Source organism: Vibrio sp. JCM 18905, assembly GCF_055393305.1.
Window position 1 is genome coordinate 1,185,007 of record NZ_AP043879.1, and the last position, 18,205, is coordinate 1,203,211.

General features: G+C 45.2%; 16 protein-coding genes. 9 read left to right on the forward strand and 7 right to left on the reverse strand.

All coding sequences use genetic code 11. The features are described from left to right. Positions 1-130 precede the first annotated feature (130 nt). Positions 131-1,870, forward strand: a complete 1,740-nt coding sequence (locus tag ACZ5ZC_RS13735) for a glycoside hydrolase family 36 protein (RefSeq protein ID WP_104974260.1) — start codon at positions 131-133, stop codon at positions 1,868-1,870. A 77-nt stretch (positions 1,871-1,947) separates the two neighbouring features. Here the strand turns inward: ACZ5ZC_RS13735 and ACZ5ZC_RS13740 are convergent, their stop codons facing one another. Then, a complete protein-coding gene (locus ACZ5ZC_RS13740; RefSeq protein WP_464931987.1) occupies positions 1,948-3,162 on the reverse strand; it encodes a putative manganese transporter in 1,215 nt (404 codons plus the stop codon). 186 nt (positions 3,163-3,348) lie between these two features. Between ACZ5ZC_RS13740 and ACZ5ZC_RS13745 the strand changes: the two genes are divergently transcribed. Together ACZ5ZC_RS13745 and ACZ5ZC_RS13750 are read left to right on the forward strand one after the other, a co-directional pair. Continuing rightward, complete coding sequence (locus ACZ5ZC_RS13745) at positions 3,349-4,254, forward strand: manganese-dependent inorganic pyrophosphatase (RefSeq protein ID WP_005393312.1); 906 nt, start codon at positions 3,349-3,351, stop codon at positions 4,252-4,254. 68 nt (positions 4,255-4,322) lie between these two features. Then, complete coding sequence (locus tag ACZ5ZC_RS13750; protein ID WP_464931988.1) at positions 4,323-4,712, forward strand: DUF2750 domain-containing protein; 390 nt, start codon at positions 4,323-4,325, stop codon at positions 4,710-4,712. An 82-nt stretch (positions 4,713-4,794) separates the two neighbouring features. Here the strand turns inward: ACZ5ZC_RS13750 and ACZ5ZC_RS13755 are convergent, their stop codons facing one another. The 6 genes from ACZ5ZC_RS13755 to pspF all read right to left on the reverse strand — a co-directional run bounded on the left by ACZ5ZC_RS13755 (position 4,795) and on the right by pspF (position 11,249). Continuing rightward, positions 4,795-5,586, reverse strand: coding sequence for a peptide ABC transporter ATP-binding protein (locus tag ACZ5ZC_RS13755; protein ID WP_006742848.1), 792 nt, complete (start codon positions 5,584-5,586; stop codon positions 4,795-4,797). After that, positions 5,583-6,578: a peptide ABC transporter ATP-binding protein gene (locus ACZ5ZC_RS13760; protein ID WP_005378126.1), complete on the reverse strand. Its 996-nt coding sequence runs from the start codon at positions 6,576-6,578 to the stop codon at positions 5,583-5,585. The genes ACZ5ZC_RS13755 and ACZ5ZC_RS13760 overlap by 4 nt, the downstream gene beginning before the upstream one ends. Next, positions 6,578-7,465, reverse strand: coding sequence for an ABC transporter permease subunit (locus ACZ5ZC_RS13765; protein ID WP_005378123.1), 888 nt, complete (start codon positions 7,463-7,465; stop codon positions 6,578-6,580). The genes ACZ5ZC_RS13760 and ACZ5ZC_RS13765 overlap by 1 nt, the downstream gene beginning before the upstream one ends. Beyond that, a complete protein-coding gene (locus ACZ5ZC_RS13770; RefSeq protein WP_046874787.1) occupies positions 7,452-8,414 on the reverse strand; it encodes an ABC transporter permease in 963 nt (320 codons plus the stop codon). The genes ACZ5ZC_RS13765 and ACZ5ZC_RS13770 overlap by 14 nt, the downstream gene beginning before the upstream one ends. Next, positions 8,414-10,033 (reverse strand): ABC transporter substrate-binding protein SapA, encoded by a 1,620-nt coding sequence (sapA, locus tag ACZ5ZC_RS13775; RefSeq protein ID WP_464931989.1) that lies wholly within the window; start codon positions 10,031-10,033, stop codon positions 8,414-8,416. Before sapA ends, ACZ5ZC_RS13770 begins: the two co-directional genes overlap by 1 nt. A 205-nt stretch (positions 10,034-10,238) precedes the next feature. Beyond that, positions 10,239-11,249, reverse strand: coding sequence for a phage shock protein operon transcriptional activator (pspF, locus tag ACZ5ZC_RS13780; RefSeq protein ID WP_046874789.1), 1,011 nt, complete (start codon positions 11,247-11,249; stop codon positions 10,239-10,241). A 232-nt stretch (positions 11,250-11,481) separates the two neighbouring features. On the opposite strand from pspF, the gene pspA reads away from it, so the two are divergent. The 6 genes from pspA to vmeI all read left to right on the forward strand — a co-directional run bounded on the left by pspA (position 11,482) and on the right by vmeI (position 18,183). Further along, entirely contained in the window at positions 11,482-12,153 is a 672-nt protein-coding gene (gene pspA, locus ACZ5ZC_RS13785) for a phage shock protein PspA (protein ID WP_005393294.1), read from the forward strand. A gap of 14 nt (positions 12,154-12,167) precedes the next feature. Then, positions 12,168-12,401, forward strand: a complete 234-nt coding sequence (pspB, locus tag ACZ5ZC_RS13790) for an envelope stress response membrane protein PspB (protein WP_054867313.1) — start codon at positions 12,168-12,170, stop codon at positions 12,399-12,401. Beyond that, entirely contained in the window at positions 12,394-12,783 is a 390-nt protein-coding gene (gene pspC, locus ACZ5ZC_RS13795; RefSeq protein WP_012841944.1) for an envelope stress response membrane protein PspC, read from the forward strand. The genes pspB and pspC overlap by 8 nt, the downstream gene beginning before the upstream one ends. Positions 12,784-12,945: 162 nt before the next feature. Beyond that, complete coding sequence (locus ACZ5ZC_RS13800; protein ID WP_464931990.1) at positions 12,946-13,977, forward strand: efflux RND transporter periplasmic adaptor subunit; 1,032 nt, start codon at positions 12,946-12,948, stop codon at positions 13,975-13,977. A 1-nt stretch (position 13,978) separates the two neighbouring features. After that, entirely contained in the window at positions 13,979-15,076 is a 1,098-nt protein-coding gene (locus ACZ5ZC_RS13805) for an efflux RND transporter periplasmic adaptor subunit (RefSeq protein ID WP_182036707.1), read from the forward strand. Next, a complete protein-coding gene (vmeI, locus tag ACZ5ZC_RS13810) occupies positions 15,073-18,183 on the forward strand; it encodes an efflux RND transporter permease subunit VmeI (RefSeq protein ID WP_046874793.1) in 3,111 nt (1,036 codons plus the stop codon). The genes ACZ5ZC_RS13805 and vmeI overlap by 4 nt, the downstream gene beginning before the upstream one ends. Positions 18,184-18,205 lie beyond the last annotated feature (22 nt).

Here is an 18,205-nt window from a genome sequence, read left to right on the forward strand (position 1 = left end):
GCGTTATCTCAATAATAAATTTGTGACGCTAAACGACAGTAGGATTCGTGACGTCGATAACGAATTGGGTGGGACAAGCAGGGGATAATGAACCAAGCTAAACAATAATAATTAAGTGAGTAGACTCTTTATGGCTCAGAGCATTCAATTGGCAAATCACATTGAGATCACTGTGAATAACAACGACCTCCAAGTTGAAGTTGAGGGTAATCAATTACATTTTTCTTTTGCTGGGCTTCACAATAAAACGTTTACCGACCGTGAAGTGTTGTTCGAGATGCCGTTTTTATACGAGCACGAGGCCAACGTGATTGGTGATGGCTTCCAAATGCTAGCGCAAACAGCGGGAACGATTAGCCATCCCGTTGATATTGGTCGCTGTCCAGACAACAACCCTTCTTATCGAATCTATCCCAAAGATGCCCCTAAGCGTTACTACAACTATTTAGTGGTGGAAGGCTCGGCTGGCTATACCTTGTTTGGATTTACTTCATGTCACCGTTTTGCGGGCTATTTTGATGTTGTCCTGCGTGATGGACATTGGGTTTTATCTGCCGCGATTGATGGTGAGTTTACTCAAGTGGCGGATTGGGAAAGTAATCAACTTGAGTCCGTGGCGGTACTCTGTGGCCAATCTCTGTCTGAGCTTTATCAAATCTATGGTGAGATGATTGCAGAGCATCATCCTGTTCGCCAAGGTGTGACACAAGATGCGCCTGTCGGTTGGTGTTCGTGGTATGCCTACTACGCAGACGTGACAGAGCAAAACATCATGCAGAACGTTGATTGCATGCAAGATAAGCTTGAAGACCTAGAGTGGGTACTTCTGGATGATGGCTATCAAGCCTTTATGGGCGATTGGTTAATCCCATCGGATAAGTTTTCTGGTGGTGTGAAAGAGCTCATTCATAGTATCCGTGCAAAAGGCAAAAAGCCGGCGATTTGGATGGCACCCTTTATTGCTCAACCTGAGTCGGAGATCTTCAAACAACACCCAGAGTGGTTTGTTCGTCACAAAGATGGAAGCTTACTTAAAGCAGAAGATGTCACATACGGTGGTTGGCGCTGCACGCCTTGGTACATACTCGATACCTCAAACCCAGAAGTGCAAGACCATCTGACGAATGTGGTCTCTGTCATGAGACAAGAGTGGGGCGTTGAATTGTTCAAGCTAGACGCGAACTATTGGGGCACCTTGAAAGGTGTGCGTAAACAATCTGGTATTACAGGCGTTGAGGCGTATCGCTTAGGAATGGAAGCGATTGCTAAAGGCGCTGGTGATGCGTGGCTTTTAGGTTGCAACGCGCCAATGTGGCCATCTCTAGGGCTTGTGGATGCAATGCGTGTTTCTGATGACGTAGAACGCCATAGTCGTCGTTTCGAGCAGATAGCCAAAGAAACCTTTTATCGTAGTTGGCAGCATCGAAAACTGTGGCAAATTGATCCGGATTGCGCGACATTCACGTCATTAGCTAATCAAGCCGCATCCAGAGAAGAGTATGAATTTCATCGCACGGTGTTATTGGCGTGTGGTGGTTTGCTGCTGTCTGGCGATCCGCTCCCCGAGATTACGCCATTTGCAAAGAAGACATTGGCTAAGCTCATGCTACGTCAACAACGTAACCAAGAGTCAGCAAAGTTCACGGCTTTGAGTTTAAATCATGCGTTTTTAAAACTAACGACGAAGAATGACCTTCACTGCTTGTTTAACTATGCCAGCTACGGGGCGATGGAATTTACGCTGACGTCTGATCAACCGATGGATTGGTATGATTACTGGACAGGAGAAAAGCTAAACCAAGAACCTTGTCAGTTATTAATGGTTAGCGTTGATAAAGGGTTAAATGCGAAAGCGATCGTCACGGCATAACGTGAACCAAATCGTTCGATTATAAAAACAAGAAAGGGGCCTACTGTGGCTCCTTTCTTGTTTTGACGTCCTGAGCGTTAGAATTCGAATAAAAAGTAATACCCGTATCCAACGATAAAAGCAGGAATGGACGAATAAATAGTCGCGACCAAAGCGGCTTTCGGTGCCATAGCAATGGCGGGGAATAGGGCGTCACCATCGTTAGAAATCGCATTGGCCAGCTGCGCCGAAAGTGGCGCTGCACCAGAAATGTACAGGCTGGTGACTAGAATTTGCGGACCACAACCAGGCAACATACCAATGGCTAGGCCAGCTAATGGCATCCAAATTCCCCAATGAGAAAAGGTTTCTACGAGGTCGAGCCCAGAAAAATAGGTCGTCAGTTCAAACGCCAGAAAAGCGACGATCACCCAAGCACTGACGAAGTTTGTGTCTTGAGCCGCTTTTTGAATTGGGTGTGAGTCCACGATTTTTTCATCTTCAGAGACCGTTGACTGATAATCGCCGAGCTCTTTTGTCATCGCCCACAACGACATTGTGATCACCGCGAAGATAGCGCCCAGCCATTCAATGGTATTGGCCTGCAAAGACAACAGCTGATTAATATCGATTTGGAAAGACATTAACACAGCAACGACGCTGGCAGGCACAATAAGCCATTTCCAAAATGCGCCTTGTAGATTGATTGCACGTTGTTCAAGAGGCGTGTGTCGGTCTGTCTGGTGTTGGCAACAAGCATGTGTCTGAGGTGCTTCTTTTGGCTCTGGGCGCAGAAAGTTATCAGCATGAAAAGCATTAACGACCAGCCCTGAAAGAGTACCCACGATTATGCCTAATCCAACCACGCCTAATCCAACACTTGGTTTGGCGGCAAGAAGTAAAAAGGCAGCGTCACCCATTGTTGAAGTAAGTACCGCGACAATCGCACCAAATCCCACTCGGCCACTAATAAATTGCGTTGTCACAACAATAGCGCCACCACAGCCAGGCAATGCGCCCAATAAAGAAGCAAAGAAAACCTGATGATTACGCGAGCGATGGTATAGCTCAGTAATTCGATTGATTTTCGACATAAAGTTTGAAAGATAATGATAAATAGCCAATGTGGCGGCAACATAGCATGACACCGCCCAGAATGAGTCGGATAGCGTCTGTACGGCAACGTCACGTGTATTTTCATTGCCTAGCAAAATGAGCATGACGATAGGGATCAGCAATCGCTTATAAGCTAAACGAAACTGAGTAGGCTGAAACAACTGTTGTGCAGAGTGTAAAAATTGGGTCGCGTTCATCGTTTACTCAAATGCAAATAGGAATAATTATCATTATATGTAAATGAGATTTATTCGCAATAGCATTGTGAACTTTTCTTCGTGTCAAACTCTCTGAAATCAGGTAAAGTATCGGCCTTTGTGAGCAAACACGCCCTAATTAACTGTATTAGGCGGCGTATAAAATTGACTTGAATAGGAAGAAACATGATTCTAGTTGTAGGTCATAAGAACCCAGACAGTGACAGTATTTGTAGTGCACTCGTTGCAACTGAACTTCTAAAAGCGCGTGGCGTTGAAGCTATGCCAATTCGCCAAGGCGAAATCAACCGTGAAACTCAGCACATCCTAGAAGTTGCTGGCGCTGAAGTTCCTGAGCTTCGCACATCAGTTGCGGGTGAGACCGTTTGGCTAGTAGATTACTCAGATCTAGCACAAGCACCGGACGATATCGCAGAAGCTGAAATTGCGGGTATTGTTGACCACCACCGCCTAGGTGACGTGATGACAGTAAACCCAATGGAAGCATGGATCTGGCCTGTTGGTTGTACCAACACTGTTCTATTCAACATGTTCAAGATTGAAGGTCACGCGATTACTCCACAAATCGCTAAGCTAATGATGTCAGCAATTCTATCTGACACAGTAGGCTTCGCTTCTCCAACTTGTACACAAAAAGACAAAGATGCCGTTGCTGAGCTAGCGGTAATCGCAGACGTACAAGATGTTGACGCATTCACTAAAGATCTTCTAATTGCTAAGACAAACATCGAAGGTCTATCTGCGGCTGAGCTTGTTGAGAAAGACCTTAAAGGTTACCCATTCAACGGTCGTGACGTAGTAGTAGGTCAGGTTGAGCTTGCAACACTAGAGCAAGTTGACGGTATGATCGAAGCACTAGAAGCGGATCTAGAAGCGCGTTGCGAAAAAGATAACCTTGCATTTGCTGCTGTAATGCTAACAGACATCACGACTGCCCAAACTCGTCTTCTATACAAAGGTGAGTGGGCTGAGAAGCTTGTCAAGCACGAAAAAGACGGCATGCTAATGATGGAAAACACGCTAAGCCGTAAGAAGCAAGGTTGGCCTTGGCTTCAAACTGAGCTAGCTTAATTTTCTAGCATATACTTTAAATGCCCGCCTAGCTGCGGGCATTTTTCTATGGGAAACAGGAGACGAATATGTCTGAGCAACTCACCCAAGAGCAGATGGATACCATCAATCGCTACAACGAAGAGCAACGCTTAAAGTACTGCGTAAAAGAGATTGTGGCGAATCGTAAAGTTTGGATTCTGAAAGATGAACATGGCTGTGTCATGTTAAATACAGAAGATGATGATTGTGTACCAGTATGGCCAAACGAAGAGTTTGCTTTGCAATGGGCTAATGGTGATTGGGAAGATTGCGAGCCAGCAGCGATCTCTCTAAACAAGTGGCACAGTCGTTGGACATCTGGTCTGGAAGATGACGAATTATCTGTTGTTGTATTCCCAAATCAAAATGAAGAAGGGGTCGTATTGTTTCCTGACGAGTTTGATTTCGAACTGCGCAAACAAGCGAGCCGCCGCTAATTTTTCGATTCGTGTCCATTTAATAAAGAAGTCTGCTTTAATGCAGGCTTCTTTACATTTGTGCGATGACATCTTTGATAGGCTATTTTGTTTGGTGGCTTGGCGCCTTATAGAAGTGGCTTTCGACTAGGCGTTGAGTAATCGGGTGTTCTGGGCTAGTGAGTACCTGGTTAGTTTCGCCAAACTCGACCACTTCACCTTCATGCATCACCATCACTTTGTCAGTAATGTGCTTAACAATGCCAATGTGTTGAGATACATACACAAATGACAATCCCATCTCTTCTTGCAACTCGAGGAATAAGTTAATGATCTGTGAGCGCATTGCCATATCCAAACCGTTTAACGCCTCGTCAGCGACAATGATGGAAGGTTGAAGAATAAGCGCACGAGCTAAACACACGCGCTGTTTTTGACCTGCCGCTAGCATTTGTGGGTAAAAATAGGCGTGTTCAGGCAACAATCCGACGCGGAGTAGGGTGTTCTTCACACGCTGCATGCGTGCATCTGGCGGCATGTTGGTGTTTCGCTTTAATGGGCCTTCTAAAATACGACCAATCTGGATACGTGGGTTTAACGATGTGTTTGGATCTTGGAAAATCATGCGGATGAGCTTGCAGCGTGTCGCGTAATCTTTGTGCTCTAATCGTTCGCCATTCACACGGATCTCTCCGGAGCTTGGTTCAACAACGCCAGCAAGCATACGAGCTAGTGTAGATTTTCCTGACCCGTTTTGACCAATAAAACCAATAGTTTGCCCTGGTTCTAAAGTAAAGCTTACCGGTTTAACTGCCTCATTAACCTGACGTTTGAACAGACGGGAGCGCGTAACAAATTGCTTCGATAAATTATCGACTTCAAGTAACGCACTCATGACTTTTTCTCCGTGTTCAATGGAAAGTGGCAGTTAAATTTATGATTCTTAATTCGTCTGGTGTGTGGAATTTCAACACATTGTTTCTGCGCATACGGGCAACGTGGACCGAGTCGACAACCGATGGGCAGATGCTGCAATGGCGGAATCGAGCCCGGTAGGGATTGGAGTTTTTGCTTGTGTGGTACCCAATCATTAAAGTCTGGCATCGCTTTAAGCAAGGCATCGGTGTACGGGTGCTTGGGTGCCGCAATGATTTTACTGGTATCGGCAGACTCCACCGACTGACCACAATACATTACCGTAATACGTCCTGCCCACTGTGTTATGGTCGCTAAGTCGTGGCCGATAAGCAGAATGGTTGTGTTATTAAGTTGGTTCATGCGGCTCAACAGACGCAATATTTGCGATTGGGTAATCGGGTCTAAGTCGTTCGTTGGTTCATCTGCGATCAGCAACTTTGGTTTGGTCGCTATCGCCATGGCAATCATGACTTTTTGGCACTCACCATCAGTCAGTTCATAAGGGTAGCTACCCATTAAACGCTTGTGATCTTTAATGCCTACTTTATGCAGAAGCGCGATGGCTTGTTTTTTACGCCATTTAAATCGCTCCCACCATTTCCCTTCAAACGCGCGAGATGGGATGGACTCGATCAATTGACGTCCCACTTCTTCTGAAGGATCAAGACAGGTTGATGGCTCTTGGAAAATCATCGCAATATCACGGGCAATGACGCGTCGACGCTCTTTTGGCGTAAGCTGAAGCAAGTCAATATTGCCAAGGCGCATACGGTCTGCGGTAATGCGCCAGTTATCTTTACTTACCCCAACAATCGCTTTTGCAACCAAGCTTTTCCCTGAACCAGACTCACCTACAAGACCACGAATTTCGCCTTCATTCAAAGTTAGGCTCATTCGGTCCACGGCTTTGACCAACCCTTGAGGGGTTTCAATCTCAATAGTCAAATGTCGAATATCTAACAACGGCATTATTCGATCCCCGCATTAAGCGCTTGACGTACACCTTCACCTACTAAGTTTAGGGTAATAACGGTAAACATGATGGTTAGGCCGGGTAGGGTTACGGTCCAAGGTGCAATATAAATCAACTCGACAGAGTCACCTAATATCGCTCCCCACTCAGTACTTGGTGCTTGTGCGCCTAAGCCAAGAAAACCCAGCGCAGTAATATCTAAAATCGCAGCAGAGAGCGCGAGCGTGATTTCAGCAGCAATAACCGTCAATATGTTGGGAAGAATTGAACTCCACAACAAGTAGAAATCGTTCGCGCCATCAAGACGTGCTGCCATGATGTAGTCTTTTTCAACTTCGGTGTGGACTGCGATATAAACAGAACGAATAAAACGCGGAATCAAAGCCAAGCAGATCGCGAGTAAAATATTGAACCCACCAAAGCCTAGAAATGCCACAAAAATGATTGCTAATAAGAGCGACGGGATCGACATGACGGTATCGAGCAAGTGATTGAGGGTACTCGACAGTAAGCCTTTCGTCATACCTGCTAATACGCCAATCAAACAACCTACGACCGCGGCAATCGCAGTGATGGCAACGGCTGCACCAAATGTAAGTTGAGAGCCCATGATCAAGCGTGACAGAATGTCTCGGCCTAAGTCATCGGTTCCCAAAAAGTAATCAACCGTTCCAGCTGGGGCCCATGATGGCGGCACAAGCAATTCGCCTGACTGTGCTTGGGCATCAAACGGCGCAAGCAGTGGTGCAAAAATGGTAATTAGGACGATAAATACCAAGCACCATAGGCCAAACATGGCTAGCCCGTTGGCGCGGTAACTTCGCCAAAATCGCTCAAACTGAGTTGGAATGCGCTCTTCCTGATAAACGTTATTTGTTAGCATACCATTCCTTTCGAACTAGAGGGTTAATCATCGCGCCAATCAAATCAGAGAGAATATTAGCGGTGAGAACCAAAGTCGCAAGCACCATCACGCCAGCTTGGATTGATGCATAATCTTGGTTTGCCAATGCATCTAACAACCAACGACCAATACCTGGCCAGTTAAAAATAGATTCAGTGATGATAGCCAAGGTAATCATACTGGAAAGCTGAACACCGACTTTGGGGATGATAGGCGGTATCGCATTACGCAAGACATGTTGAGTAACGATCTCGCGGTTAGAGAGACCTTTGATTCTCGCTGCACGAATGTAGTTTTGGCTCATCACTTCCGCCACCGAAGAACGCATTAGTCCGACAACCTGCGTGGTTGGAGCCAAAGCGAGCACCAAACATGGCAGCACCATATGCTCAATGACGCTTTGCAGTGCGTGAGCGCGGTATTCACCTTTCGCCATGAATGCGTCGATAATGGCAAATCCGGTTACATGATCAATTTCGTAAAGCAGGTCATATCGTCCTGCCACGGGAAAGAGTTGGTATTCCAATGAAAAAACCATGATAAGTAGCAGAGCCACCCAAAAAATTGGAGCGGAATAACCAGACATCGACATGAATGAAATGCTGGTGTCGAGCCATTTACCTTGCTTCATCCCAGCAACGGTTCCAAGCGGAATACCGATCAAAAGGGACACCAAAAAGGCAAAAAAGCACAGTTCCAAAGTGGCCGGGAATACGACGGCGAGCTCGTCATAAATCGCGTTGCCGTTTTTACTTATGCCAAAATCAAGCTGAGAAAGGTTGATTAAGTAAGTTTGCCAACCAGACCAAAAATCAACGTTTGCCCAGTGCGAGAGAGGGTCAAGGCGCAGCAGAGAAAAGCCCACTAATGTGAGGATCATCAAAGTGATGAAAAATAGGTTAAAGCGTCGAACGGTATACCAAAACATCAGTGAATTCTCTCAACTCTATCAAACGGTTGGGCATTGAAAGGGCTTGATTTGAAGCCTGTCAGTGATTTGTCGTGAACACGGAATTGCACACCATGCGCCAGAGGAATTACCGGGAATTCTTGATTTAAAATGTTCTGCGCTTGGCGATATAAGTTCAGACGGTAACGCGGTTCTTGGGTTTCCAATGCCAAATCGAGCAAGAAATCGAAATCATCGTTACACCACATCGATACGTTGAGGCCAACGCGATCAGACTCACAAGATAATAACGGGCGGAAAAAGTTGTCAGGGTCCCCGGTATCACCAATCCAACCAGTTAAAAGTAAATCGATGTCATTGATGTTCTCTAAATCCACACGTTCGAATCTATCATCGGTTAGCAACGTTAACTCAACCCCAATATCGGCAAAATTCGCTTGGATTAGCTCCGCGGTCTTGCGAGGACTTGGGTTAAAGGCGCGTGGTTCAAGTGGTACCCACATGGTCAGCTCTAGACCGTCTTCATAGCCAGCATCACGGAGTAGTGCTAATGCATAGTTACGGTCATAACGAATTTTTACGCTGTCCTTTTGATAGGCCCATGAATTAGGCGGTAGCAATGTATAAGCTTGCGAGCCAGTTCCGTAGTAAACCGAATCTAAAATGTTCTGACGGTTAATCGCTAAGTTAAGTGCTTGGCGGACGCGAGCATCACTCAGTGCGGTCGTTTCAGTGTTGATCGCAATAAAGGAAACGTTGTTGGCTGGCGTAGCAGTTAGCTCAAGATTGTCATTTTCTTGAATAACGGGTATTTGGCTCGAAATAGGCGAAGAGAGCACATCGCACTCGTTTCTTAAAAGTTTCGCCAAGGTACCAGTGCCTCGATGAGAGATATCGAACACCACTTGTTCCATTTTCGCGGGTGACTTCCAGTAGTTAGAGTGACGTTCCAAACGAATCAAGTCGTTCACTTGGTATTCTTTTAGCTGATATGGGCCGGTACCGATAGGAAGTTGGTCGATTTCTTCTTTATGATCTTTTGCTGCCAGTTGCTGTCCGTACTCCGCAGACAATATGACAGCATGGCTGGTGGCAATATTTGCCAAGAAGGAAAAATTTGGCTGAGATAAGGTAAACCTTACCGTATGCTCGTCAATCGCAGTCACGTTTTGCAGCAGGTTTTGAAAATCTAACCCTGCAAACCATGGATAAAAACCACCACCTACTTGGTGAAAAGGATGGTCTACATCAATGATTCGCTTGAAGCTAAATACCACATCCTTTGCATTCAATGGGCGAGTGGGAGTGAACCAGGACGTGGTTTGGAATTGAACATTACGTTTAAGCTTAAACGTGTATTCCGTTCCTGACTCATTCACAAACCAACTCTCAGCGATATTTGCTACTGGCTGATGTGATTTAGGATCGAGCGTGAGCAGCGTATCGTACAACTGCGGGCTCAGTGCCTCTGCGGTAATACCGCTATCAATAAGCTGAGGGTTAAACGTGGTTGGCTTACCTTGTCCGCAAAACACAAAGCCAGCTTTGCGAATGTCATTGTGGTCAATTTCATCACCACAAGCGGTCAGTAGGCTAATCCCAATAAGGCTCAGCGATAATCTTATAAAAGCATTCATAATATGAAATGTTCATTGGATCTTGCTTGTTTCATTTGATCTTACTCTTTCAGAGCTAACAAGCGAAAATGATCTCGCTAATTTATCACCTTTGTGAACTCGCTCCAAACATAAAATCCATACACTGTAAGGTGTTATGCTTGAAAGACATACAAATTAGAGCGCTGTCTCTCGCTCGCTAACCGATCAAGCACCTTCGACCAAGCTAGCTTTGCCCGACTAAACCATATTTTCTAACCATCCCTCGTAATTGGTGGTAGCTCAAACCAAGTAACTCGGCTGCTTGTCGTTGATTAAACTTGGCCTCTTCTAATGCGCGATTGAGTAAGTGGATGTCTTGCTCTTCTTGCCACTGTTTATAGTCTAGAGGGAATTGAACTGCGCTGCTTGGTGCTTCCTCTTCTTGCTGCTGTTCGGCTTGCTCGGCATTATGACCAAGCGTGTTATTCCAAACTGTTTCAAAAGGATTGAAAATCAGTTCATCAATTGGATCGGCATTGAGACCATGTTGGTAAATAGCACGTTCAATCACGTTTTTTAGTTCACGGACATTACCTGGCCATTCATATTCAAGAAGCGAATGCTGTGCTTTTGAGGTAAAACCGACAAAATATTCGAGCTGAAGTTCACGGCACATCTTCATCGCGTAGTGCTCTGCTAAAGACAGGATGTCTTCTTTTCGTTCACGAAGAGGAGGCAGCATGATGACGTCAAACGCTAAACGATCGAGTAAGTCGGCACGGAAATCGCCTTGTTCCGCCAATTTTGGTAAGTCCGCATTGGTTGCACAAACAAGTCGAACATCCGCATTGAGAGCGGTATGACCGCCAACTCGTTCATATTCACCATATTCGATGACACGCAACAGCTTTTCTTGAACTAAAAGTGGTGCGGTGGCCAATTCGTCAAGAAACAAAGTGCCGCCTTCGGCGCGTTCGAAACGTCCTTTATGCTTGCCCTTAGAACCTGTAAAAGAACCGGATTCATGGCCAAATAGCTCTGAATCTATTAGTCCTTCGCTTAAGGTCGCACAGTTGAGTGATAGTAGTGGCTTATCCCAACGTCTTGATAAATAATGCAAACGCTGAGCGATGAGTTCTTTACCCGTTCCTCGTTCACCGATAATGAGGACTGGACGCTCAATAGGCGCAAGTTGTGATACTTTATCTAGTACGGCGAGAAAAGCAGGTGATTCACCAATCAGGTTTTGCTTCATAAAGTCCTTCTTATTTAACAGCCGAGCCATGATTTACATATGGAGTTGGTGAATTTCACCAACAGTTGGTGAAAAACATCATAGCATAATAGTGCATAACGACAACAAAATGCATAAACTGCTGATTTTAAATGTAATTTCAAGTTGGCATGCTACTTGTAATGTATTCAGGGAGACGCAAGGTCAATCACCACCTTGTCGAGTTTTAATAGGAAAAAAGAGGAGTTCCGTTATGGGTATTTTTTCTCGATTTGCAGATATCGTTAACTCAAACATCAGTGCATTACTGGACAAGGCGGAAGATCCTGAAAAAATGATCCGTCTTATCATTCAAGAAATGGAAGACACACTTGTTGAAGTGCGTACTAACTCGGCTAAAGCGATTGCAGACAAAAAAGAGTTGGCTCGTAAAGTTGAAACGTTAGAAGAGCAAATTGGCGAATGGAGCCAAAAAGCGAGCCTAGCGTTGGTAAAACAGCGTGAAGATTTGGCTCGTGCAGCATTAATTGAAAAGCAAAAGCTTGAGCAAGTGATTAAAGGCCTTCACACTGAGCAGACGTTAGTAGAAGAAACGATCGACAAGCTTACAGGCGAGATCGGTAAGTTAGAAAGCAAAATCGCAGAAACGCGTGCAAAACAGCAAGCACTAGCAATTCGTAACCAAACAGCCTCTAACCGTCGTGATGTGCAAAAACACCTGCACACTAGCCGTACTAATGAAGCGATGGCGAAGTTTGAGCAGTACTCACGTAAAGTGGATGAAATGGAAGCAGAAGCAGATTTGTACGCACAAACTGGTAATGCAAAATCGCTAGAGCAAGAGTTTGCAGAGCTTCAAGCTCAAGACGAAATCGAAAAAGAGTTGGCAAAACTGAAAGAACAGATGTCATCGAAAGATAAATAACAAAGGAGCCATTTATGTCGACATTTTTTATAGCAGGACCAGTGATTGTCTTTTTAATCTTTGTCGCTCCACTATGGCTCTTCTTACACTATCGCAGCAAACGCAAAACAGATAGTGCACTGTCGAGCCAAGATTTAGAGCGCCTTCAGGTACTATCTGAAAAAGCGGAAGCGATGCAGTCCCGAGTTGATACATTGGAGCGCATCTTGGATGCTGAGTCACCAACATGGAGACGCAAGTATGACTAATCGAGAGCTGTATCGTGACCCAGTAAATGGCAAAATCTCCGGTGTTTGTGCCGGAATTGCCAACTACTTTGGTGCAGAGGTTTGGTTGATTCGTATTGTAGTGATTTCTGCAGCGCTGTTGGGTGGTACGTTTTTGGTGCTGTTAGCATACGTCGCGATGGCGTTTATGTTAGAAAAGCAACCAGTGACGTATTCTGAAAATATCCGAGCGCAACAAGAGCACACACTTAAAAGTAAGCCTTGGCAGAAAGGACAAAGTCCGGACCAATTGCTCAGTGTGTTGGAACGCGATTTTGACCGTCTTGATGGCAAAATCCGTAACATGGAAGCGTATGTTACGTCTGATACATATAGGGTGAATCGGGAGTTCAGCAAGCTCTAAACACTCCGCATCCAAAGAAGATTTAAACGAAGCAGGCGCAAAGCCTGCTTTTTTGTCACAAATTACTAATTTTAAAGCACTATTAATCTTTTCAACTCTGGAAGTTCGCCCAGAATTCATCTACTTTAAAAATAATCCCTTAATTTTTTATGGATGAATGTAATGAGAAGATTGCTCATTCCTGTCGCCATCTCGGCTGTGTTGTCGGGGTGTGGTAAAGAACTTCCCCCTGTTCCAGAACCTGAATCCCGCCCCGTAAAGCTATTTACAGTATCTGTTGGCAATGCCCAATTTGAACGACACTTTCCTGCCACGACGGAAGCTGGTGATAAAGCGGTACTGACGTTTCGAGTTCCTGGACTTCTTCAAACGATTGAGGTGAATGAAGGTCAAGTCGTTAGCAAAGGCGATGTATTGGCTTCATTAAACCCTGATGAATATTCTCTGCTTGAACAGCAAGCTCGGGCAAATTTCGCGCTCGCAGACGTGCAGTACAAGCGATACCAAAAGTTACGTAAAGACCAAGTGGTGTCCGAACAAGACTTTGATGAGGCAAAAGCGAATCACAACTCAGCCAAAGCTCAGTGGAATCAAGCAAAGGCAAATTTAAGGTATACCAAACTTGTCGCGCCATATGATGGTACGATTTCGTATATTCCAGCAGAAAACCATGAGTATGTTGCCGCAAAAGAAGGCGTGATGAATATCCAATCCAACCAACTGCTTAAGGTGATATTCCAAGTCCCTGACTATCTGCTAAACCGTTACACGCAGGGTAGCGATGTCTCTGCCAGAATGGTCTTTGACGCTTTCCCCGAGCAGTCATTTGACTTGACCTTTCAAGAAATCGATACAGAAGCCGATCCTAAAACCGGTAGTTACAAAGTCACTATGGTTATGGAGCGACCATCAGAAATAGGTCTTTTACCGGGCATGTCTGGTAATGCTTACCTCCTATCAAAAAATGCTGGTGCAACAAAAATTCCTAATTCCGCGCTGCTAGAAGAGAACGGCAAAACGTACGTTTGGCGTGTTGATGAGCAAGGCATTGTGTCCAAAGCCGCTATTGAAATGAATGATAAAAACCAAGTGTTAGCTGGGCTTAACGATGGCGATCAAATCATTATCTCTGGTGTTAGTGTAATTGAACCCGGAATTAAGGTAAGAGCCTGGATTAAGGAAAGAGGGTTGTAATATGAAAGGAATCATCTCTCTAGCGGCATTATTTTCAACGTTTCTTCTTGTTGGTTGTGGCGATAAGGCACCAGAAAAAGCTCTTGAGACACCGCGTGTAAGAGTTACCTCATTAGCGGGAAATAAGGTGGATGACAACTTATATTTCCCTGCGGTTGCGAATGCAGCGGATCGCTCTCATTTGAGTTTCCGAGTGACAGGAGAAGTCAGCCGCATCATGGTAAAAGAGGGCGATAAAGTCACGAAGGGTGATGTTATCGCAACGTTGGATCCTACTGACTATGAGTTGGATGTAGATAATGCGAGTGCGCGTTTTTCTGTTGTTGACAGTCAGTATCGCCGTTCACGTCCTTTAGTTGACAAAGGTCTATTAGCTAAGTCTCAGTTTGATGAAATTGCAGCACAACGACAAATCGCTCTGGCTGAGCTTAAGTTAGCGAAACTCCGTTTATCATTTACTACCTTAAAAGCGCCTGTGGATGGGATCATTTCGCGAGTTAATATCGAGCAATTCGAAAATGTCCAAGTCGGACAGCATATCGTCAATATTCATAGTTTGGAGCGAGTAGAGGTGCTGATTCAACTTCCAGACCGGCTCTATGTTAACCAACCGCCAACGGAAGAAAGGCTTACCGCGATAAAGGCATTGGTGCGCGTGCCTAGTGGTAACGAGTACAACGCGACCGTGAAAGAATTTACGACTGAGCCAGACCCAACAACAGGTACGTTTACCGTCACATTATCGCTTCCTATGCCGGAAGAAGAATACATCCTAGATGGGATGGCCGTTGAGGTGACCTCCAAAGATAAGAACGTTGGCTTGGATCTCAATTTAGGAATTAATGTTCCCATTGAAGCCATTTTTAATGCGGACGGTGACGAGCTGGGGCGCGAAAATAAATTTGTTTGGGTACTGAATGATGACAACACGGTATCGCGCAGACAGGTTCGAGCAGGTAAAGCATCTAAAACATCCATTCAAATCCTTGATGGTCTCATGCTGAAAGACAAAGTTGTGATTGCCGGTGTTTCTCGGTTAAGGGATGGCATGAAAGTGGAAGTGATACAGGAAATGGCTACGCAGGAGGCCGGTCTATGAGCGATCTTAATAAATCAGCGCCTCAAAGTGATGATGATGTGACCGGTATTGCTGCGTACTTCATCCGAAATCGCGTCATCAGTTGGATGGTCGCACTGATCTTTTTGATTGGTGGTATCGCTGCATTCTTTGGGCTAGGGCGTCTTGAAGACCCTGCTTTTACCATCAAAGATGCCATGGTGGTGACCTCTTACCCTGGTGCGACGCCGCAACAAGTCGAAGAAGAAGTGACTTATCCGATCGAAAAAGCGATTCAGCAGCTTACTTATGTTGATGAAGTGAATTCGATTTCCAGCCGAGGATTATCGCAAATCACGGTCACGATGAAGAACAATTATGGCCCTGATGATCTGCCACAAATCTGGGATGAGTTACGCCGTAAAGTGAATGACCTTAAAGGGACGTTGCCTCCGGGTGTGAATGAACCTCAAGTGATCGATGATTTTGGTGATGTTTACGGGATTTTGTTAGCGGTGACTGGTGACGGTTATAGCTATAAAGAGCTACTGGATTACGTCGATTACTTACGCCGAGAGCTCGAACTGGTTGATGGCGTGAGTAAAGTTTCGGTATCCGGGCAACAGCAAGAGCAAGTTTTCATCGAAGTATCGATGAAAAAGCTGAGCAGTATAGGACTTTCTCCCGATACGGTCTTTAATCTTCTCTCGACGCAAAACGTGGTTTCTGACGCAGGGGCGATCAGAATTGGTGACGAGTACATCAGAATTCAGCCGACTGGCGAATTCCAGAGTGTGGATGAGCTAGGCGATTTGTTGATTACTGAGTCGGGAGCTCAGGGGCTCATCTTCTTGAAAGATGTAGCGGAAATAAAACGTGGTTATGTAGAAGTCCCGAATAATATTATTAATTTTAACGGCAGCCTCGCACTAAACGTGGGTGTTTCTTTTGCTGAAGGCGTCAATGTCGTTGAAGTCGGAAAAGCGTTTGATCATCGCCTTGCAGAGCTAAAGTACCAACAACCTGTTGGTATCGAAATCTCGGAAATTTACAGTCAGCCTAAAGAAGTGGATAAATCGGTTAGCGGTTTTGTTGTCAGCTTGGCTCAAGCTGTCGGTATCGTCATTATCGTACTTCTGTTCTTTATGGGGCTACGTTCAGGTCTGCTTATCGGTTTAATTTTACTGCTGACGGTGTTGGGTACGTTCATTTTCATGAAGTATCTCGCGATAGATTTGCAGCGGATTTCATTAGGTGCCTTGGTTATCGCGTTAGGTATGTTGGTGGACAATGCAATCGTTGTGGTTGAGGGGATTTTGATTGGTACCCAAAAAGGGCGAACTCGACTCCAAGCGGCGACTGATATCGTTACCCAAACCAAGTGGCCATTACTTGGGGCAACTGTGATTGCGGTAACTGCATTTGCGCCCATTGGACTGTCTGAAGACTCGACGGGTGAATACTGTGGCACTTTGTTTACGGTTCTGCTGATCTCATTGATGTTGAGTTGGTTTACCGCTATCTCGTTGACACCATTCTTTGCTGACATCTTCTTTAAAGGCCAGAAGATTAAACAAGGTGAAGGGGAAGAAAATGATCCATATAACGGGGTTATTTTCGTTATTTATAAAAAGTTTCTTCAGTTTTGTATGCGTCGTGCTTGGTTTACCGTTGTGGTGCTGATTGCGGGATTAGCGGCAAGTGTTTACGGGTTCACCTTTGTGAAGCAAGCGTTTTTCCCATCTTCGACAACGCCTATTTTTCAGTTAGATGTATGGATGCCGGAAGGAACTGATATTCGAGCAACCAACACAACGCTTAAAGAGTTAGAAAGTTGGTTAGCTAAGCAAGAGCATGTTGACCATATCACGACGACCGCGGGTAAAGGCTTACAGCGCTTCATGTTAACGTACGCGCCAGAGAAAAGTTATGCGGCTTATGGTGAGATAACCACTCGTATGGAAAATTACGAAGCGTTAAAACCATTAATGGCGAAGTTTCGAGAGTATTTAAAAGCCAACTACCCAGAAATCAATTACAAGCTCAAACAGATTGAGTTAGGCCCTGGTGGTGGTGCAAAAATTGAAGCGCGCATTATCGGCTCTGATCCAACCGTCCTTCGTACGATAGCCGCTCAGGTCAAGGACATCATGTACGCCGATCCTCAGGCAACAAATATCAGGCATGATTGGCGTGAACGAACCCAAGTTCTTGAACCTCAGTTTAATGAGAGTCAGGCACGTCGCTATGGCATTACCAAATCAGATGTCGATGACTTCTTGTCCATGTCATTCTCTGGAATGACGATAGGCCTTTACCGAGACGGCACGACGCTCATGCCTATCGTGGCTCGCTTACCTGAAGATGAACGTATTGATATTCGTAACATTGAAGGCATGAAAATATGGAGTCCAGCACAGAGTGAGTTTATCCCACTTCAACAAGTCACAATGGGTTACGACATGCGTTGGGAGGATCCTATCATCGTACGTAAGAACCGTAAGCGTATGCTCACTGTGATGGCAGACCCTGATATTCTAGGTGAAGAAACCGCATCGACGTTGCAAAAACGTTTACAGCCCCAAATCGAAGCGATTCAAATGCCTCCTGGCTATTCACTAGAGTGGGGTGGTGAATACGAATCTTCTGGTGATGCTCAAGAGTCGCTGTTTACTACCATGCCAATGGGGTACTTGTTCATGTTCTTGATCACGGTATTCCTATTTAACTCTATCAAAGAGCCACTCATTGTTTGGCTTACCGTGCCGCTGGCGTTAATTGGTGTCACCACCGGTTTGTTGGCACTCAACACGCCGTTTGGTTTTATGGCATTGCTCGGCTTCTTAAGCTTATCGGGAATGGTGCTCAAAAATGGCATCGTATTACTGGACCAAATTGAGATAGAAATGAAATCAGGTAAAGAGGCTTATGATGCGGTCGTTGATGCTGCGGTAAGCCGTGTTCGTCCTGTGTGTATGGCTGCAATCACGACGATCCTTGGTATGATCCCACTATTACCAGATATTTTCTTCAAACCAATGGCGGTTACGATTATGTTTGGTTTGGGCTTTGCGACAGTCCTGACACTGATTGTCGTGCCAGTGTTGTATCGTTTATTCCATAAAGTGGCAGTACCGAAACAGGCTTAGTGCTACTGATATAACGATGAAA